This is a genomic window from Streptomyces sp. NPDC047515, assembly GCF_040643055.1.
Lineage (GTDB): Bacteria > Actinomycetota > Actinomycetes > Streptomycetales > Streptomycetaceae > Streptomyces.
Genome location: NZ_JBEYTM010000019.1, coordinates 101,186 through 119,387, shown reverse-complemented (window position 1 = coordinate 119,387; position 18,202 = coordinate 101,186). Strand labels below are relative to the sequence as shown.

Annotated in this window: 15 protein-coding genes and 1 pseudogene; 10 read left to right on the top strand and 6 right to left on the bottom strand. The window is 71.6% G+C overall.

The window, feature by feature from the left end:
* The first annotated feature begins 123 nt into the window (after positions 1 to 123).
* From ABZ826_RS18270 to ABZ826_RS18260, 3 genes are all read left to right on the top strand, one after another.
* Positions 124 to 924 carry an SGNH/GDSL hydrolase family protein gene (locus ABZ826_RS18270; RefSeq protein WP_361448674.1) on the top strand — a complete coding sequence of 267 codons (801 nt, stop codon included), beginning with the start codon at positions 124 to 126 and terminating at the stop codon, positions 922 to 924.
* A 271-nt stretch (positions 925 to 1,195) separates the two neighbouring features.
* On the top strand, positions 1,196 to 1,459 hold the full coding sequence (locus tag ABZ826_RS18265) for a hypothetical protein (protein ID WP_361448671.1): 264 nt from the start codon (positions 1,196 to 1,198) through the stop codon (positions 1,457 to 1,459).
* A 220-nt stretch (positions 1,460 to 1,679) separates the two neighbouring features.
* Entirely contained in the window at positions 1,680 to 2,288 is a 609-nt protein-coding gene (locus ABZ826_RS18260) for a TetR/AcrR family transcriptional regulator (RefSeq protein ID WP_361448668.1), read from the top strand.
* Positions 2,289 to 2,304: 16 nt separating this feature from the next.
* Here the strand turns inward: ABZ826_RS18260 and ABZ826_RS18255 are convergent, their stop codons facing one another.
* Both ABZ826_RS18255 and ABZ826_RS18250 read right to left on the bottom strand, forming a co-directional pair.
* Positions 2,305 to 3,057, bottom strand: a complete 753-nt coding sequence (locus tag ABZ826_RS18255) for an ABC transporter permease (RefSeq protein WP_361448734.1) — start codon at positions 3,055 to 3,057, stop codon at positions 2,305 to 2,307.
* 71 nt (positions 3,058 to 3,128) lie between these two features.
* Entirely contained in the window at positions 3,129 to 4,106 is a 978-nt protein-coding gene (locus ABZ826_RS18250; protein ID WP_361448665.1) for an ATP-binding cassette domain-containing protein, read from the bottom strand.
* A gap of 64 nt (positions 4,107 to 4,170) precedes the next feature.
* On the opposite strand from ABZ826_RS18250, the gene ABZ826_RS18245 reads away from it, so the two are divergent.
* Positions 4,171 to 4,878, top strand: coding sequence for a TetR/AcrR family transcriptional regulator (locus ABZ826_RS18245; protein ID WP_361448662.1), 708 nt, complete (start codon positions 4,171 to 4,173; stop codon positions 4,876 to 4,878).
* Between the two features lie 22 nt (positions 4,879 to 4,900).
* Here ABZ826_RS18245 and ABZ826_RS18240 read toward each other — a convergent pair whose 3' ends face one another.
* From ABZ826_RS18240 to hmgA, 3 genes are all read right to left on the bottom strand, one after another.
* Complete coding sequence (locus ABZ826_RS18240; protein ID WP_361448659.1) at positions 4,901 to 6,127, bottom strand: type ISP restriction/modification enzyme; 1,227 nt, start codon at positions 6,125 to 6,127, stop codon at positions 4,901 to 4,903.
* Positions 6,128 to 6,189: 62 nt separating this feature from the next.
* Positions 6,190 to 6,957, bottom strand: coding sequence for a GntR family transcriptional regulator (locus ABZ826_RS18235; RefSeq protein WP_361448656.1), 768 nt, complete (start codon positions 6,955 to 6,957; stop codon positions 6,190 to 6,192).
* Between the two features lie 83 nt (positions 6,958 to 7,040).
* Positions 7,041 to 8,369: a homogentisate 1,2-dioxygenase gene (gene hmgA, locus ABZ826_RS18230; RefSeq protein WP_361448653.1), complete on the bottom strand. Its 1,329-nt coding sequence runs from the start codon at positions 8,367 to 8,369 to the stop codon at positions 7,041 to 7,043.
* 122 nt (positions 8,370 to 8,491) lie between these two features.
* On the opposite strand from hmgA, the gene ABZ826_RS18225 reads away from it, so the two are divergent.
* The 6 genes from ABZ826_RS18225 (at position 8,492) to ABZ826_RS18200 (ending at position 17,451) form a co-directional block, all read left to right on the top strand.
* Positions 8,492 to 10,684 (top strand): right-handed parallel beta-helix repeat-containing protein, encoded by a 2,193-nt coding sequence (locus ABZ826_RS18225; RefSeq protein ID WP_361448650.1) that lies wholly within the window; start codon positions 8,492 to 8,494, stop codon positions 10,682 to 10,684.
* A complete protein-coding gene (locus ABZ826_RS18220) occupies positions 10,681 to 11,550 on the top strand; it encodes a hypothetical protein (RefSeq protein WP_361448647.1) in 870 nt (289 codons plus the stop codon). The genes ABZ826_RS18225 and ABZ826_RS18220 overlap by 4 nt, the downstream gene beginning before the upstream one ends.
* Complete coding sequence (locus ABZ826_RS18215) at positions 11,547 to 12,806, top strand: hypothetical protein (protein WP_361448644.1); 1,260 nt, start codon at positions 11,547 to 11,549, stop codon at positions 12,804 to 12,806. Before ABZ826_RS18220 ends, ABZ826_RS18215 begins: the two co-directional genes overlap by 4 nt.
* 50 nt (positions 12,807 to 12,856) lie before the next feature.
* Positions 12,857 to 13,477: a TetR/AcrR family transcriptional regulator gene (locus ABZ826_RS18210; RefSeq protein ID WP_361448731.1), complete on the top strand. Its 621-nt coding sequence runs from the start codon at positions 12,857 to 12,859 to the stop codon at positions 13,475 to 13,477.
* Positions 13,478 to 13,979: 502 nt separating this feature from the next.
* Positions 13,980 to 15,341 carry an ABC transporter ATP-binding protein gene (locus ABZ826_RS18205; protein ID WP_361448728.1) on the top strand — a complete coding sequence of 454 codons (1,362 nt, stop codon included), beginning with the start codon at positions 13,980 to 13,982 and terminating at the stop codon, positions 15,339 to 15,341.
* A gap of 223 nt (positions 15,342 to 15,564) precedes the next feature.
* Positions 15,565 to 17,451 (top strand): ABC transporter ATP-binding protein, encoded by a 1,887-nt coding sequence (locus tag ABZ826_RS18200; protein ID WP_361448641.1) that lies wholly within the window; start codon positions 15,565 to 15,567, stop codon positions 17,449 to 17,451.
* Between the two features lie 401 nt (positions 17,452 to 17,852).
* Here ABZ826_RS18200 and ABZ826_RS18195 read toward each other — a convergent pair.
* Positions 17,853 to 18,116: pseudogene (locus ABZ826_RS18195) on the bottom strand (carboxypeptidase regulatory-like domain-containing protein); the annotation flags it as partial.
* Between the last annotated feature and the right edge of the window lie 86 nt (positions 18,117 to 18,202).

The window sequence follows — 18,202 nt, the reverse complement described above, 5'->3', positions numbered from 1 at the left end:
GGACGCGTGGGAGAACTCGTTGGAGCAACTTGGCATGAACACTTCCGGTGGAGGTGCGGGTGCTGCTACCACGGACACGGCAGACCAGGCGGAGATCCTGCCGGTCGGTCCAAGGGAGGTTCCATGAAGATATCCAGACTCGTGGCGTTCTCGTCATCGCTCCTGCTCGGCGCCGTGCTCGCGCTGACTGGAGCGACCATGGCCAACGCCGCCTCGTCCGTCGACTACGTCGCTCTCGGGGACTCGTACTCCTCGGGCGTCGGATCCGGCAGTTACGACAGCGCCAGTGGCGACTGCAAGCGCAGCACCAAGGCCTACCCCGCCCTCTGGGCCGCCGCCAACTCGCCCTCGTCCTTCGCCTTCACCGCTTGCTCGGGCGCCCGCACCAGTGATGTCAAGGCCGGTCAGCTCGGCCCCCTGAACGCCTCGACCGACCTCGTCTCGATCTCCATCGGCGGCAACGACGCGGGCTTCTCCGACGTCATGACCACCTGCGTCCTCCAGTCGGAGGCCACCTGCCTCAGTCGGATCGCCACGGCCCGCAGCTATGTCGACACCACCCTGCCCGGCAACCTCGACTCGGTGTACTCGGCGATCCGCGCCAAGGCGCCGTCCGCCCGCGTCGTCGTCCTCGGGTACCCGCGCTTCTACAAGATCGGCGGCAGCTGTGTCGTCGGCCTGAGCGACAAGGTGCGTACCGCGATCAACGGTGCCGCCGACTATCTGAACGCGGCGACCGCCAAGCGCGCCGCCGACCACGGCTTCACCTACGCCGATGTCGCGGGGAAGTTCACCGGACACGAGATCTGCTCCGGAAGCGCCTGGCTGCACAGCCTCAACTGGCTCGACATCGGTGAGTCCTACCACCCCACCGCGGCCGGACAGTCGGGCGGCTATCTGCCTGTCCTCAACTCGGCAGCCTGATCCCCGCTCCGTCATGCGCCGGGCCCGTCCGGCAGGCCGGCGGGCAGGAGGCCCCCGTCCGCAGGGGTCTCCGTCCGGCAGGCCGGCGGCCCATCGCGGGCGAACCGCTTCCGTTCTGTCCAACTCGCCCTGGAATCGGGCGGATTCGGCTGCAGGCCGTCAACCTCCGTATGTGTGTGCTCAATCCTGTGACCGGGATACACGGGTGTCGTCGTGGGGGGATAGGGTTAACCTGCCCGGGCCGGGTGCCCTCGTACGGGTGGGGAGTGACATGGAACAGATAGCGATGCGCAGCAGGCCGCGTGTGCCTGCCATCACATGCGGAAGCAGTGCGACGAGTTCGCGCCTCGATCGCCATCTCGCGGTGCTCGGCGGCCCTGCCGTCCCGCAGCGGGAGACGGCGGAGGCGACACTGCTGATGCGCGAGATCACCTCGCGCGACGCCGCCCGCAGCCGTCGGAGCAGGAGTGCGCGGGTCTCGCTCTTCGCGCCGCTGCGACGACTGCGCCGCTCGCTCTTCGGTAGCCGCCACTGACCCGACCGCCCGTCACGACCGCGCATCGGTCCCCTGCTCGGGCTCCCCGGCCAGGCCGCCCACGCGGGTGACCACACCGTCCCGGCACTGCGCTGCTGTCCACCCTCCCGTCATCCCTGGGGTCCGCAGCAGCGCTTCGGTGTGCTTGCCGAGGCATCCGGCCCATGCCGAGCGGTATGCCCAAATAATTCGGCGCCGAAGTACTTACTAGACTGTTCGCATGCCCGAAAAGCGAGCCGCGCGCCTGAGCCCCGATGACCGAAGGGCCCAGTTGGTCGCCATCGGGCTCGACATGCTCGCCGACCGGTCACTGGACGAGCTCTCCACGGACGAGGTGGCGCGCCGCGCCGGTATCTCCCGGGGGCTGCTCTTCCACTACTTCGACTCCAAGCGGGACTTCTACCGCGCCGTCGTGCGGCAGGAGTGCGACGGCTTCGCCGCAGCCACGGAACCGGACTCCTCGCTGGAGCCCGTCCCCTGGCTGCGGTCGTTCATCACCGGCTTCGTGGCGTACGTGCTGGAGCACCGCAAGGTGTACCTCGCCCTGGTCCGCGGCGCCGCCGGCAGTCAGCCGGTGGTGGAGGACATCGTCGAGCGCACCAGGGGCGTCCTCGCCCGGCGGGTGGAGGAGGCCCAGCGACGGCTCGGGATGCCGGATTCGCCGCGGCTGCCGATCGCGGCCAGGGCCTGGATGGCGTTCGCGGAGGAGGCCGTCACCAACTGGCCGCCCGGTGGGCCCGACGCGCCGGCGGAGCTCGGCGCCTTCCTGGAGTCGAGCTTCATCAGCCTGCTCGGCGCCCTGGACCGACCCGCCGCGCTGCCCCGGTGACCGAGGTGCGCCGCGGTCATTCGCCGCCGCGCGCGTAACGCCGTACGGCCAGCGGCACGAACACCGCGAGGAGCGCCACCGACCAGGCGAGCGTCCCGGCCACCGGATGGGCAACCGGCCAGGCGGCGTCGGCCGCCGGGGACGCGTTGCCGAACAGTTCGCGGGTGGCCGAGGCCATCGCGCTGATCGGGTTCCACTCCGCGACCGTCCGCAGCCGGCCCGGCAGGTTGTCGGTCGGGATGTACGCGCTCGACAGCAGCGGCAGGATGAAGGTGGCACTGCCCAGCTGGCCGGCGGCCTCCTCGTCGCGGATCAGCAGGCCCAGCCAGCAGCCCAGCCACGACGTGGCGAACCGCAGGAGCAGCAGCAGCCCGAAGGCGCCCAGGGCGGCGAGTGGGCCGCCCTCGATCCGCCAGCCGACCGCGAGTCCGGCCAGGATCAGCGGAACCATGCCGATGGCCGTGGTCAGCAGATCGGCGGCGGTCTGGCCGAACGGTACGGCGGTCCGGCTCATCGGCAGCGTACGGAACCGGTCCATCACCCCGCGGTCGCAGTCCTGCGATGCCTGGAACATCCCGACCATGATGCCGTTGGCCGCCGTCGCCGCCAGCAGCCCCGGCACCAGGAACGCGCGGTACTCCTGGCCGGGCATGGCCAGCGCGCTGCCGAACACGTAGCCGAAGAACAGCAGCATCGTGATCGGCATGGTCTGGGTCAGGATCATGACGCCCGGTGCGGCCTTGATCCGCTGCAGATGGCGGCCCAGCATGGCCAGGGCGTCGGCGACCGGGGTGCTCGTGGCCGGTGCGACGGTCGGCTCGTGGGCCGGTGCGATGCCGCTCATGCTGCCGTCTCCTTCAGGGGCGGGGAAGTGCGGCCGTCGTTGCGGCCGGTCAGGCGGAGGAAGACCTCGTCGAGCGTGGGCGGGCGCAGGCTCGCGTCGACCAGCGGTACGCCGGCCGCGTCGAGTTCGCGGACGATACGGGGGAGGGTGAGCGTGATGTCGGTCGCGACGGCGCCCACGGTGCGGCGCTCGCGGTCGAGCACCGGTTCGGCGCCGGTGAGCTGATCGAGCACGGCTGCCGCCGGGACCAGCGCCGACTCATGGGTGACGACCACCTCGGCGTAACTGCCGATACGGGACTTCAGTTCGGCGGGGGTGCCGCGGTGGGCGCCCCGGCCCCGGTCGATCAGCACGATGTCGTCGGCCAGTCGGTCGGCCTCCTCCAGATACTGCGTGGTGAGCAGCACGGTGGTGCCCCGGTCGGCCAGCTCGCGCACCGCCGCCCAGATCTGGTTGCGGCTGTGCGGGTCGAGCCCGGTGGTCGGCTCGTCCAGGAAGAGCACCCGCGGCCGGGTCAGCAGACTGGCGGCGAGATCGAGCCGGCGGCGCATCCCGCCGGAGTAGGTGCGGGCCGGACGGTCTGCGGCGTCGCCCAGTTCGAAGCGTTCCAGGAGCTCGTCGGCCCGGCTGCGCGCGGCCTCGCCCCGGAACCCGAGCAGCTTGGCGAAGAGCCGCAGGTTCTGCCGGCCGGACAGTTCGCCGTCGACCGAAGCGCTCTGCCCGGTGACGCCGATCGCCGCGCGCACCGCCCCCGCCTCGCGCACCACGTCGTGGCCCGCGACCCGGGCGCTTCCGCCGTCCGGGACGGTCGACGTGGTGAGGACCCGGACGGCGGTGGTCTTGCCTGCGCCGTTCGGCCCCAGCACTCCGCAGACGGTGCCCTCGGTGACCGCGAGATCGAGTCCGCGCAGGGCGTGGACATCGCCGTAGCGCTTCTCCAGACCTTCACTAAGTACAGCGTACGTAGTTGTCATGCGGCCCACCGTACCGCACTACGTACGGTGTACGTAACTACGATGGTGGGCGAGGTGATGATCCATGGTGGGGCGACCCGCTGTACCCGAAGTGATCTGGGCGCGCCCCGAGCGTGCGGGCCGCGGCCCCAGGCCCGCGTTCAGCCGCGCCGACATCGCGGCAGCCGCCGTCCGCATCGCGGACGCGGAGGGGCTCGACGCGGTGTCCATGCGGAAAGTGGCCGCCGAGCTCGGCTGCGGGACGATGTCGCTCTACAACTACGTGCCGCGCAAGGAGGATCTGTACGAGCTGATGCTCGACGTGGTCAGCGGCGGGTACGAGTTCCCGGAGCCGTCCGGCGACTGGCGTGCCGACCTCATCGCGCTGGCCCAGCAGGCCCGCGCGATGATGCACCGCCACACCTGGGCGCCCCGGCTGATGTCACCCGTGTACGGCTTCAGCCCGAACGTCCTGCGGTATCTGGAGTACGCGCTCAGCTGCCTGGACGGGGTGGACGCACGGTTCGGCGAGAAGATGGAACTCATCGCCATGGTCAACGGTGTGGTCACCACCTATGTGGCGAACGAGATCGCCACGGCGGAGCGCAGCCGGTCGCTGCCCTGGTCCGAGGAGCAGGAGCACGCCGTGCGCACGAACTATCTGATCAGCCAGATCGCGACCGGGAAGTATCCGCGGATGGCGGCGGGATTCGCCGAGGACTCCGGGCCGATCGATCTGGAGGGCGTCTTCGACCGGGCGCTGCACCGGGTGCTGGACTCCTTCGGCCGGTAGCGCGCGGGCCTCGGGCGCCCCGTCACAGCAGCGCGAACTGCCCGTCCGGGCCCTCCTCCTGATGATCGAGCACCGAAGCGGGCCGCCGGGCCGCGGCCGGGACCGGCAGGACACCTGCCGCGCGGAGATCGCCGACCGTGATCCGGGGCCCGTCGGCCAGGCCCTCCCGCCGGGGCCGGAGCCCGTCGAGCAGGGCGAGCACGGTGATCAGTTCCAGCAGCTCCGAGGTCCATTCCTGGGGCCAGGCGCGTGGCCGGAGCGCGTCCAGGCCGTCCACGTCCTTTGCCCCGGCCGCCGCCGTGCGGCGCTCGAACCACACCTCCAGCATCCGGACCCCGCCGACCCGGAACTCCCAGGCCCCGGCCGGCACCGGCGAGATCCGGCCCGTGCCCAGCGTGAGCGTCTCGTCGGCCGGGTCGTACCCCAACGCGGTCGGTACGGGCGGAACCGAGGCCCGCACATAGGGGCGGCGCCCACCGGGCAGTCGCGGGCGCTCCCCGCCGCGGGCACCGCGCAGCTCCAGCCGCAGCAGTTCCTCCCCCAGCTCCACCCCCGCCGACCAGCACTCCGGGTCGGCGGGCAGGGGCACCACGCAACCGGCGGGGGAGTGGCGGGCCGCCGCGAGCGCCCAGGCCAGCACGGAGCGATCGGTGACCGTGTCCCCGTGGCGGTCACGGAGCAGGGCGAGCAGTCCGGGGGCCAGATTGGGTTCGAGACCACCGGGGCGCCGGTACAGCGGCCGGATCCGGCCCGGCCGGCCCGCGGGGGAATGGCCGTCCGGCAGCAGCGCCGTCACGGTCAGGGCCGGCCCGGTGTCCTGGGGCACGTACCCGTGCTCGACGGCGAAGAGCTGGTGCCCGTCGGCGACCCGCCACAGCTCGGGACGGGCGGCATCGATCAGCCGGTGGTCGGGGATCAGCCACTGCTCGTCGAACGGGCCGTGCAGGATCCGTACCGGCTCGGGGCACGGCCCGGACTCGTGGGCGAACCGGCCGGTGCCGGTGGCCTGCCCCGGAAGCGCCGCCACCGGGGTCCGCGGGGTACGGGACCGAGTGGGCCGGAACAGCCGTTCGCGCTCGGCGGCCTCGGCCCGGACCAGCCGCTCCCAACGAGCCTTGAGCGAACCGGCGTCCGGGGCGGTCACCCAGGGGCGGCCGGTCCGCAGCGGCCGTACGGACCATGGCATGAGGTCGTCGAGCAGCGGGACGTCGTCGTCCCCGCCGGCTCCGGCCGCCGCCCGTGCTGCCACCGTGTCGTCCTCCCCGTCGCCACGCCGCCTCCGGCATCGTAACGGCGTCGCAGGGCGGGCCGTCAGTGCGCTTCCACCGTCACCGAGAACGAGAACCGGTCGCCCCGGTAGCGGATCTGCGCCACATCCACCACCTGTCCGCTCTCGTCGTAGGTCACACCCGTGTAGAACAGGATCGGGCTCAGCAGCGGCACCTGGAGGAGTTCGGCGGTGACCGGGTCGGCGAGGCGCGCCTCGACCGTGTCGGTGATGCGCGCGATCCGGACACCGACCCGGTCGCGCAGCACCTTGGTCATCGGCCAGCGTTCGAGATCGGAGACGTCGAGCCGGGCCGCCACCTCGGGACGCACCGCGTTCTCCGCCCAGTTGGTGGGCTCACCGCTGTCCCCGTCGCGGCGCAGCCTGCGGTAGCTGACCACCTCCGGGCAGTCGGGGAAGTACTCCGTGAGATCGCCCGGTACGGCGACCGGGCCATGGCCGAGGACCGCGGTCCGCTCGCCCGACTGCTGGGCCACGATCGCGTCGATCGAGCCCAGCAGCCGGACCGGCGAGACCCGGCGGGCGCGCGGCTCGATGAAGGTGCCGCGCCGCCGGTGCCTGCTGATCAGCCCTTCCGTCTCCAGCTCCTTGAGCGCCTGGCGCATCGTCAGGACGCTGACGCCGTAGTGCGCGGCGAGCTGCTCCTCGGTCGGCAGTCGCGCCGAGGCATCCTTGGCGCGCCCCAGTATCGAGGCGCGCAAGGACTGCGAGACCTGGTACCACAGCGGCAGTTTGCGGTTCAGGACCAGCGAATCGGGAGCGAAGGCGGGCCCCTGGGACGTCTTGGGCATGTGAGGCACCTGGGTCACCTGGTCTCTCCGTACTGCGACACGGTGGCCGCGACGACGCGGGGGCCGGGAAGCGGCGTCGTTGCCTACGGCCTGAAGTTGCGGCTCAGACCCTGCCACACGTCGTCGTAGCCGTGCTGCAGATGCCTGGCGGTCGCCGCCTGCCCGGTCGCCGTCACCGGCCAGCGGGTCTCGAACATGAAGGCGAGACCGTCATCGATCTTCTGCGGTTTCAGTTCCGCCCCGCTCGCCCGGTCGAAGGTCTCCCGGTCCGGTCCGTGCGCCGACATCATGTTGTGCAGCGAACCGCCGCCCGGGACGAAACCGCCCTCGCCGGCCGTCTTCGCGTCGTACGCGCCCTCGATCAGGCCCATGTACTCGCTCATCACATTGCGGTGGAAGTAGGGGGGCCGGAAGGTGTTCTCGCCGACCAGCCAGCGCGGCGCGAAGACGACGAAGTCGACACCCGCCAGGCCGGGGGTGTCGGACGGCGAGGTCAGCACCGTGAAGATGGACGGGTCGGGGTGGTCGTAGCTGATCGAGCCGATGACGTTGAAACGGTGCAGATCGTAGACGTACGGAGCGTGGTTGCCGTGCCAGGCGACCACATCCAGTGGCGAGTGGTCATAGGTCGCGGACCAGAGATTCCCGCAGAACTTGTTCACCGCCTCCACCGGGCGTTCGGTGTCCTCGTACGCGGCGACGGGAGCGAGGAAGTCGCGGGCGTTCGCCAGGCCGTTGGCGCCGATCGGGCCGAGGTCGGGGAGGGCGAACGGCTGGCCGTAGTTCTCGCAGACATAACCGCGGGCGGTGGCATCGAGCAGCTCCACGCGGAAGCGGATGCCCCGCGGGATCAGCGCGATGTGCCCCGGATCGGCGCGCAGCAGGCCCAGTTCGGTACGGAGCAGCAGGCCGCCGCGCTCCGGGACGATCAGCAGCTCGCCGTCCGAATCGCTGAACACCCGGTCGGTCATGGGCGCGTTGGCGTGGTAGAGATGCACGGCCATGCCGGTGCGCTGCGTCGCGTCGCCGTTGCCGCCGAGGGTCCACAGGCCGGCCAGGAAGTCCGTCCCGGGCGCCGGCTCGGGGAGGGGGTCCCAGCGCAGCCGGTTGGGGTCGGGCACGGATTCGGTGAACGGGGCGGTCCGGATCGCGCCGTTGTCGATGCGGGCGAACGGCGGATGAGCGGCCGACGGGCGGATCCGGTAGAGCCAGGAACGGTGGTTGTGCGCCCGTGGTTCGGTGAAGGCCGAGCCGCTCAGCTGCTCCGCGTAGAGCCCGAGGGGCGCGCGCTGGGGCGAGTTGCGGCCGATCGGCAGCGCCCCCGGTACCGCCTCCGAGCTGTGCTGATTGCCGAAGCCGGCGGAATGCTCCAGCCCTTCCGCCGTCTTCCTCGCCTGCTCGATGCCGCTCATGTGCGCTCCCGGTGCCGAAGGAATCCTATGGACAACCGTAGGAATCGAAGCAGGGTGCGTCAACGGTATTCGCGGCGCGCAGGGGGGGTTCAAAAGTTGAACAATGCTCTACTCTCCCGCACATGTCGTGGACACGAAGACTTCTGGTGGTCCTGGCGGCGCTCGCCGCCGCCCTCCTCGCGGCTCCGGCCGCCCAGGCGCACGAGGAACGGCCGGTCACCCTGCCCGACGGAACCGGCAGCGTCCCCGTGTATCGCACCGGCGAACCGGATCTGCTGGTCTGCAAGAGCGACCGGGCGGACTTCGAGCGCCGCATATCCGGCTTCCCGGCAGGGTTGCGGTCCCGCAACCTGAAGCTGTTCGACCGCTGCCAGAAGTCCGGCTACCGCCATCTGCAGCAGGCCGTCGACGCGGTCGGCAGACCCGGCATGAACATCGCGATCCTGCCCGGCCTGTACGAGGAGGAGCCCTCGCTGCCCAAGCCGACGGGCGAGTGCGCCCGGCTGAAGGCGCCCAACTCCAAGCTCGGCTACCAGATCCTGTCCTACGCGCAGCAGGCGCGGTGCCCGCACAACCAGAACCTGGTGGCGATCCTCGGAAAGAAGGACCTCCAGATCGAGGGGACGGGCGCCGAGCGCACAGACGTCGTCATCGACGCCAAGTACCAAAAGCTCAACGCGATCCGCGCGGACGGCTCCGACGGCGTCTACTTCAAGAACTTCACCGCCCAGCGGACCACGTTCAACTCCCTGTACGTCCTCGCCCAGGACGGCTTCGTCATCGACTCCGTCCTCACCCGGTGGAACGACGAATACGGCTTTTTGACCTTCGCGAGCGACCACGGGCTGTACAAGAACTGCGAGTCGTACGGCAACGGTGACTCGGGCATCTACCCCGGCAGCGCGTCGAACATCAACGACGGGTACGGCTACGAGGTGCCGCGCTACTCGATCGAGATCACCGGCTGCCGCAGCCACCACAACATGGTCGGCTACTCCGGCACCGCGGGCGACTCCGTCCACGTCCACGACAACGAGTTCGACCACAACATGGGCGGCGCCTCGATGGACAGCGCCTTCCCCGGCCACCCCGGGCTGCCCCAGAACCACGCCCGCTTCGAACGCAACCTGATCCACGACAACAACGCCGACTACTACCCGTACGTCGCCGACGGCACCTGCGCCAAGCCGCCCGTGGACCGGGGGTACGAGGACGGGGTCGTCTGCCCGCAGATCTCCATGCCGCCGGGTTCCGGCATCATCACCGCGGGCGGCAACTGGAACGTGTACGAGAACAACTGGATCTACGGCCAGAAGCGCGCCGCGTTCTTCCTGAGCGCGGTCCCGGCCTTCATCCGCGGCGAGAACGCGCTGTCCAAGCAGGCCGACACCTCCCACCACAACCGGTACGCGGGCAATCACCTCGGTACGGACAGGGCGGGCAACTCCCGGCCCAACCGCACCGACGTGTGGTGGGACGGCCAGGGCGACGGCAACTGCTGGCAGTCCGACACCGGCGCGTCCTCCCCGCGCGCCCTGCCTGTCTGCGGTTCCGAGCGTGGCGCCGTGTCCGGGCGCACCGACCGGCTCGTCGGCGAACCGGTCAAGCTCGCCCAACTGCTGGTCTGCGCCGACTACAACGTGCAGGCCCGACGGCTGCCGGCCGGCTGCGACTGGTACGGAGCACGGGGCGTCAAACGTATCGAGGTGCAGTTGGCGCTGGCGGTCGCGGTGGTGCTCGCGCTGGTCGGCGGGGTGCTGTGGTGGCGCAGACTACGTGGCAGCCGGCTCGCGACCGTGGTCACGGTGCTCGGTGCGATCGGCCTCGGACTGGATGTGGCCGGATCGACCATGGGGCTGGCCTCCACCCATGTGCCCGCGCTGGCCCTGCTGCTGACCGGGGTGTGGTGGACGGGGATCGGCCTGGCGCTGCGGGGCGAACGGCCCTGGCTGGGCTGGACCACGGTGGTCCTGGGGGCGCTCACCCTGCTCGATGCCGTCGACAAGGGCGTATTCATGATCCCGTGGATTCCGCTCAGCCCGGCCTGGGTGCGTGGACTGCTCGGTGTGATCTGGGTGGTGTGGGCCGTGGTGGCCTCCGCCCGGCACGGCGACCGGGGTGGCGAGCGGCACGGCGAACGGGGCGGCGACCGGGGCGCGCCGGACGGCGGCCCGGGTACGTCGGGCGGAAGCGGCCCGTCGGGGCAGGACGCGGTGCCGGACCCGGGTGCGGTGCCGGCCCGGGGCTCAGGCCGCGCCCCGGCCCCTGGGCAACCCGCTTCCCCGATATCCGCCCCGGAAGGAGACGCATCATGAACCACTCGCGCCGGCAACGGCGTTCCGACCGGCTCACCCGGACCGCCGTCTGTGCCGTCACCGTGCTCACCGCAGGCGCCCTCGTGTTCGGTGCGAGCGCCTGCGGCGGGCGGGCCACCACCCACCACAAGCCCGGCACCAGTCACGAGCAGGCCGACGGCGACATCGGCCGGCTCCTGGCCGCCGACGACGGTTCCGGCCACCGGCTGCGCGAAGTGGACGCGAAGGGTGCCCCCGAGGTGACGGTCGCCGTGCGGCCGGACTCCGAGGACGGGTGGAACGTCCATCTCTCCGTACGCAACTTCCGGTTCACCCCGGACAGTGTGGGTGGCGCCGCCCTTCTCGGGCGGGGCCACGCCCGGCTGTTCCTCGACGGCCGACCCCTCGCCAGGGTCTACGGCCCCTGGTACCACCTTCCCGCCTCCCTCGTCCGCGGCGCCGGTGGCGGTACCGGCCTCACCGCCCGGCTCTACGCCGACGACCACACCGCGTGGGCCGTCGACGCCGCCCCCGTCCAGGCAGCCACGTCCCTCACCGCCACCGCACAGCCCACCACCCCCGTCGACCCCCGTCCCGAATCGTCCCGACCCGAATCGCCCCGGCCCGACACGACCCTGGAGATCGTCGTCTCCCACGGCAGGGTCAGCCCGGCCCCCGGCCGTACCGAGGTCAAGAAGGGCCGCACCGTCGAGCTCCGGGTCCGCAGCGACCGCGCCGACACCCTCCACGTCCACGGCTACGACAAGGAGGCCCGGCTGCCCGCGGGAAAGACCGTCACCCTCAGCTTCACCGCCGACCGCACCGGGCTCTTCGAGGTCGAGACACACGAGTCCGACCTGCTCCTGACCCAACTCGTCGTACGGTGAGCGTCCTCGCCCATGGCATCGGTGCCCAGCACGACCTTCCGCTGTCCCCCTTCTACGCCTTCGCCGGAGCGTTCGCCGCGCTCTTCGTCTCCTTCCTGGCGCTCGGCCTGCTCTGGTCCACCTCCCGATTCCGCGGCGACCGGGCGGGCCGCCCGGTCCCGGCCGCCGTCCAGCGTCTCGCCGACGCCCGGTCCACCCGTACCGTCGTGCGCGTACTCGGGCTGGCCGCCGCCGCGTTCGTCACGTTCCACCTCCTGCTCGGACCGGACGACCCGGACCGCAACCCGGCCCCCGGTGCCGTCTACGTACTCCTCTGGGTCGGGCTCGTCCCCGCCTCGCTCCTTCTCGGTCCCGTCTGGCGGCTGCTCAACCCGCTCCGTACCGTCCACCTCCTCAGCTGCCGCGCGCTCGGCCGTGACCCCGCCGCAGGCCGCCCCCTTCCCGAACGCCTCGGTCTCTGGCCCGCCGCGACCGGGCTCCTCGCCTTCACCTGGCTCGAACTCGTCGCCCCCGACCCCGCGTCGACCACCACCCTCCTGCTCTTCCTCTCCCTCTACGCCGCCGTCCACCTCGCCGGCGCCGCCCGGCACGGCGCCGGATGGTTCGACCGGGCGGACGCGTTCGAGGTCTACTCGGGACTGCTCGCCCGGCTCTCCCCGCTCGGCCGCCGCACCGCCGACCGCCGCCTCGTGCTCCGCTCCCCGTTCACCCCCGGACTCGTCGCCACCGTCTGCGTCATGCTCGGCTCCACCGCCTATGACGGCTTCTCCGACGCCCCCTCCTGGATCACCACCGTCCAGACCTCACCCCTGGGCCGCACCACCGCCGCCACGCTCGGGCTCCTGGGCGCCGTCGCCCTCGTGGCCGGCCTCTACGCCCTCTGTGCCGGCGCCACCCGGCTGATCTCCGGCCGACTCGGCCACCCCCTCACCTCCTTCGCGCACTCGCTCGTCCCGATCGCCCTCGGCTATCTCGTCGCCCACTACTTCACGCTCTTCGTCACCGAAGGACCACGCACAGTCATGGTGGTATCCGGCACTGACAATCCGCTCCCGCCGGAGCCGCCCCTCGGGCCCGGTGGTGTGGCCACGCTCCAGGTCGCCGCGATCGTCCTGGGGCATGTGCTGGGCGTCATCGCCGCCCACGACCGGTCCGTGCGCCTCTTCCCGCCCGGCCGGGCCGTCGCGGGGCAACTCCCGCTGCTGGTCCTGATGATCACCTACACCATCGGCGGGCTCTCCCTGCTCATCGCATGACGGCCGCGCCCCGCACCGACCCGTCACCCGCAGAGGAGACCCACGGCATGATGGAGCCCGTGCCCCAAGCGAACACGAACCTCCGCCGCGCCCCCGTGCAGCAGCGCAGCGCCGAACGTCTCGCCCGGATACTCGACGCCTGCGCCGAACTCCTCGACGAGACCGGCTACGAGCAGTTGTCCACCCGGGCCGTCGCCGTCCGCGCCGAGGTCCCCATCGGCTCCGTCTACCGGTTCTTCTCCAACAAGCGCGCGCTGACCGACGCGCTCGCACGGCGCAATCTGGACAGCTACGCCGAACGCATCACAGCCCGCCTCGCCGCCATCGAGGCCGGCGACTGGCGCAGCGCCATCGATGCCGTCCTGGACGAGTACCTGGCGATGAAGCGCTCCGTGGCCGGCTTCGCGCTCGTCGACTTCGGCGCACCCGCCCCCGACGACGACCCGGCCAGTGAAGCCAACCGCCGGGTGGCCGGCCGGCTCACCGAACTGCTCTCCGGGCACCTCGGCCGGGCTCCCGACGACGATCTGCTCCGGACGGTGCTCGTCTGCGTCGAGGCCGCCGACGCCCTCCTCCAACTCGCCTTCCGTACCGACCCGGCGGGCGACCGGGCCATCGTCGCCGAGACCCGCGTCCTGCTCCGGGCGTACCTGGCCCAGGTCCTGGACTGACTGAGAGCGCCCCTTCCAAGGGGCGCCGATGTCGGCATGACCGTCACCATCCGTACGATCGCCCGTGAACCGGCCCGCGGCCCGCACGGACCCGGTCACCGAGGTCCTCGTCGGCCGCATTCCGCGTGTCCGCGGGGTTCGGGCCGGGATCTTCATCAGCCTCGCCGTGCTCTGCGCCACCGATGTCCTCACCGCGTATCCGCCCGCCGTCGGAGGAGTGGCGGGCACCGCGGCGCCGTTCGTCGTGCTCGGCGCGCTCCTGCTTGCCGCGGCGCGGCTGGGCGTACGCGCCCGAAACGTCGAAGCGGCCCGGCCGGGCCGCAGCCACGGCGCCGACCGCGCTCGGCGAACCGGAACCTCACCTGACAATTCCGGCTCACCCACCCCAGTACCGCGCAACCTTTGCGCGAGTCATTCCCACCACCCGGGACCGTGGGCTAATTTCGGCCCACTGCAGCCGCTGCCCACCGCTCCACCCCACCAGTCCCGGGCGGAACCACATATGACTCGCGCCATTTCCCTGCACAACGTCAGCAAGACGTACGGACGCACCACGCGTGCCGTCGACCGTCTCTCACTCTCCGTCGACCCGGGCGAATTCGTCGTCCTGCTCGGCCCCTCGGGGTGCGGCAAGTCGACCGTGCTCCGCATGATCGCCGGCCTGGAGGAGATCACCGAGGGCGAGCTGTTACTCGACGGCGAACCGGCCAACGACCTGGCGCCCCGCGAACGTGAAATGGCCATGGTCTTCCAGAACTTCGCGCTCTACCCGAGCATGACCAACCGGGCCAACATCGGCTTTCCGCTGAAGCTGGAGAACCCCGGCCTGGACCACACCGACCGCGTCGAGCACACGGCCAGGATGCTCGGCATCGAAACGGTCCTCGACCGCTATCCCGGTCAGCTCTCCGGCGGTGAACGCCAGCGGGTCGCCATGGGCCGGGCCATTTCGCGCCGCCCCTCCGTCTTCCTGATGGACGAGCCGCTCTCCAACCTCGACGCGAAGCTGCGCAACCATCTGCGGGCCGAAATAGCGCATCTCACCCAGGAGTTGGGTGTCACCACCGTCTATGTGACGCACGATCAGGCGGAGGCGATGTCGCTGGGCGACCGGGTCGCCGTGATGCGCGGCGGACGGCTCCAGCAGGTGAGCCCGCCGCGCGAGGTCTACGCCCTGCCGGAGAACGTCTTCGTCGCCGCGTTCATCGGCACCCCGCGCATCAACCTGCTGCAGGCCGTCGTCCATGCCCCGTTGGAGGGGCGCATGTCGATCGACCTCGGCCGTCAGCGGCTGCCGCTGCCCGAACCGCTCAGCCCGGACCACCAGCTGCTCCGGATCCAGCAGGGCCGCCGGCTCATCGTCGGACTGCGCCCCGAGGCCGCCAGGATCGCGCCGCCCAGCCAGGCCCGCCCCGGCGAGGTCGCGCTGAGCGGCATCGTCGAGCACGTCGAGTACCAGGGCCACGAGGCACTGGTCCACCTCAACACGGGATCGCGTCCCGCCATGGTCCCCGAGCTCGAATCGGCCCGCCCCGGCAGAGCCGCGCCACGCCGGCGCCGCACCGGCCCCGGTGGCGGGGTCGGCGTACTGGAACGCCTCAAGGAACGTGCCATCGGGCACATCGGCGGCCCGGTCGTCACCCTCGGCGAGCCCGGCCCGGACAGCGACCCGAGCGCCCCCCGGGGCCCGGACCGCCCCGCGATCTCGGCAGCCGACCTCGTCGTCCGTACCGGCCCCGACATGCGGCTGCGCACCGGCGGACAGGTCCCGCTCCTGGTCGACCTCGCCCACCTGTACGTCTTCGACCACCACGGCCGCCGGATCTGCCCCCTGCCCAAGGAGGTTCCCGGTCTCGACGTGTAGGGTCTTTCGTCAGGTTCCATCGGATTTCATCCTGTTCCATCCTGTTCCATCCTGATCCAGGCGAAAGCCCGTGGTGTCGCGGCCGGAGGGCAGGGCCTCGACGGCCGGAACCGCCTGGTGCCACGCTCTTCGGCCGGTGCCCCCGGATCCGGGAAGCGGACCTCGGGAGCCGATCGGACCCCGGCGTTGACCTCAAGTCCACTGGAGGTCGTACGTTCCTCCCATGAGCATGGAAGCCACCGCGTGGACGCAGCTCCACAACGTCATGAACGCGCAAGCGGACCGACGCCCCTTCGACCGAGCCACCCTGCGGCGCATCGCCGCGTTCGCCCGACCGCACCGGCGCCGGGTCGCCCTCTTCCTGATCCTGAGCGTGGCGACGGCGCTGCTCGCGGTCGCCACTCCGATCCTCGCGGGCCGCGTCGTGAACGCGATCGTGGCCGGCGAGGAAGGGGGCACCGTCACGCGATTGTCCCTGCTCATCGCCGTGATCGCCGTGGCGGAGGCGGCGCTCGGTCTGGCCGGCCGCTGGCTCTCGGCGAACCTCGGCGAAGGGCTGATCCTGGATCTGCGCACCACCGTCTTCGACCATGTGCAGCGCATGCCGATCGCGTTCTTCACCCGTACCCGCACCGGTGCGCTTGTCAGCCGTCTCAACAACGACGTCATCGGGGCCCAGCGCGCCTTCAGCAACACGCTGTCCGGCGTCGTCAGCAATGTCGTGACACTGCTCCTCACCCTCGGTGTCATGCTCTCCATCTCCTGGCAGATCACGGTGCTCGCGCTGGTGCTGCTGCCGGTGTTCGTCCTGCCCGCGCGCCGGATGGGTACCCGGATGGCGCGGCTCCAGCGTGAGGCGGCAGCACACAACGCCGCGATGGGAACCCGGATGACCGAGCGCTTCTCCGCCCCCGGCGCCACACTGATCAAGCTCTTCGGCCGGCCCGCCGACGAATCAGCAGAATTCGCCGCCAGAGCGGGCCGGGTGCGCGACATCGGGGTGCGCACGGCCATGGCCCAGTCCGCGTTCATCACCGCCCTCACCCTGGTGTCGGCGCTGGCGCTCGCCCTCGTCTACGGACTCGGCGGGTACTACGCGCTGCGCGGGCAACTGGACGCGGGCGCCGTCGTCTCCCTGGCCCTGCTGCTGACCCGGCTGTACGCGCCGCTCACCGCGCTCGCCGGGGCACGCGTCGAGGTGATGAGCGCCCTCGTCAGCTTCGAGCGGGTCTTCGAGGTCCTCGACCTCAAGCCGCTCATCGACCAGAAGCCGGACGCGCGGACGCTCCCTCAGGGCCCGGTGGCCGTGGAGTTCGACCAGGTCCGGTTCGGCTACCCGTCAGCGGACAAGGTCTCCCTCGCCTCGCTCGAAGACGTCGCGACCCTCGACACCCGCGGCGGCGGCGAAGTGCTGCGCGGGGTCTCCTTCCGCGCCGAGCCGGGCCAGACGGTCGCGCTCGTCGGTTCCTCCGGCGCGGGCAAGTCGACCATCGCGCAACTGCTGCCGCGCCTGTACGACACGGACGAGGGTTCGGTACGCATCGGCGGCATCGATGTACGCGATCTGTCCGCCGACACCCTGCGCGACACCCTCGGCATGGTCACGCAGGACGGCCACCTCTTCCACGAGTCGGTCCGCGCCAACCTTCTGCTCGCCCGGCCCGGAGCCACCGAGGAGGACCTCTGGGACGCGTTGCGCCGCTCACGGCTGGAGGGTCTGGTCGCCTCGCTGCCCGACGGACTCGACACCGTCGTCGGCGAACGCGGCTACCGGCTCTCCGGCGGCGAACGCCAGCGGCTGACGATCGCCCGGCTGCTCCTGGCTCGCCAGCGCGTCGTCATCCTCGACGAGGCCACCGCCCACCTGGACAACACCTCCGAGGCCGCGGTACAGGAGGCGCTCACCGAAGCGCTGGCCGGACGCACCGCGATCGTGATCGCCCACCGCCTCTCCACCGTACGGGCGGCCGACCTGATCCTGGTGGTGGAGAACGGGCAGATCACGGAGCGGGGCACCCACGAAGAGCTCCTCGCGGCGGGCGGACGGTACGAGGAGCTGTACCGCACCCAGTTCGAGAGCCCCGGCACGGAGCCCGCGGAAATCGGCTGACGACGGCCGCCCGGGGAACCCGGTCCCGGTGGCGCTCCAGTCCGTCCCGGCGGCCTCGACCGCCGCGAACGCCCCCGCCGGGTAGGGGAGTTCTGCTGCCAGGGCCGTTGCCCGGCCGAACTCCTCGTACGCCGCCCGCTCCCGGCCCAGTGCCGCGAGCGCGGCCGCGCGCACCGTGTAGGCCTCGGTCAACGACAGTCGCTCGCCCGCCTGTTCGGCGCGCACCGTCTCCTGCGACGCCGGCCGGACCGCGTGCTCGGGGCGCCCCGACAGCAGGTGCGCCCAGGCCGGCAACGGGGTCGTACCGGGCCCGCTCGTCGGCCAGTACCGCCAGTGCCTCCCGCGGGCGGCCCTCGCGCACCAGGAGCTCCGCCCGCGCCGTCCGCACCTCGTGCACGGTCGTAGGAGCCTGCCGGGAGCGTCAGCCGGTAGGAACCGTCCGCCGAGGTCGTCACGGAGCGGGTCGAGACGGACCCCGAGGCCTTCACGGTGACGCCGGAGAGTGCGGCGCCGGTCGCCCTGTCGGTGACCTTGCCGGTGACGACGGCCGCGGTGTGCGGGGCCCTGTCGACGGACGCGAAGACGTCGAGCCTGCCCTCGCCCCACACGTTGTTCGCGCCGGCCGTGCCGCCGCAGTGCGTGTCGTCGACGTCGACGGCGCCCTCGCCTCGGCGCGCAGCGCCGTGAACGCCGCCTTCGCCTTCGCGGCGTGGCCGCGCCCGCCCTTGGCCGCGGACAGGTCCGCCTGCTT

Bases quoted from the DNA above. Each gene is read 5' to 3' on its own strand.
- ABZ826_RS18250 (WP_361448665.1), bottom strand. From the start codon at position 4,106: ATGACAACTACGTACGCTGTACTTAGTGAAGGTCTGGAGAAGCGCTAC.
- ABZ826_RS18205 (WP_361448728.1), top strand. From the start codon at position 13,980: ATGACTCGCGCCATTTCCCTGCACAACGTCAGCAAGACGTACGGACGC.
- hmgA (WP_361448653.1), bottom strand. From the start codon at position 8,369: ATGAGCGGCATCGAGCAGGCGAGGAAGACGGCGGAAGGGCTGGAGCAT.
- ABZ826_RS18220 (WP_361448647.1), top strand. From the start codon at position 10,681: ATGAACCACTCGCGCCGGCAACGGCGTTCCGACCGGCTCACCCGGACC.
- ABZ826_RS18200 (WP_361448641.1), top strand. From the start codon at position 15,565: ATGAGCATGGAAGCCACCGCGTGGACGCAGCTCCACAACGTCATGAAC.
- ABZ826_RS18270 (WP_361448674.1), top strand. From the start codon at position 124: ATGAAGATATCCAGACTCGTGGCGTTCTCGTCATCGCTCCTGCTCGGC.
- ABZ826_RS18260 (WP_361448668.1), top strand. From the start codon at position 1,680: ATGCCCGAAAAGCGAGCCGCGCGCCTGAGCCCCGATGACCGAAGGGCC.
- ABZ826_RS18255 (WP_361448734.1), bottom strand. From the start codon at position 3,057: ATGCTGGGCCGCCATCTGCAGCGGATCAAGGCCGCACCGGGCGTCATG.
- ABZ826_RS18235 (WP_361448656.1), bottom strand. From the start codon at position 6,957: ATGCCCAAGACGTCCCAGGGGCCCGCCTTCGCTCCCGATTCGCTGGTC.
- ABZ826_RS18210 (WP_361448731.1), top strand. From the start codon at position 12,857: ATGGAGCCCGTGCCCCAAGCGAACACGAACCTCCGCCGCGCCCCCGTG.
- ABZ826_RS18245 (WP_361448662.1), top strand. From the start codon at position 4,171: ATGGTGGGGCGACCCGCTGTACCCGAAGTGATCTGGGCGCGCCCCGAG.
- ABZ826_RS18225 (WP_361448650.1), top strand. From the start codon at position 8,492: ATGTCGTGGACACGAAGACTTCTGGTGGTCCTGGCGGCGCTCGCCGCC.
- ABZ826_RS18265 (WP_361448671.1), top strand. From the start codon at position 1,196: ATGGAACAGATAGCGATGCGCAGCAGGCCGCGTGTGCCTGCCATCACA.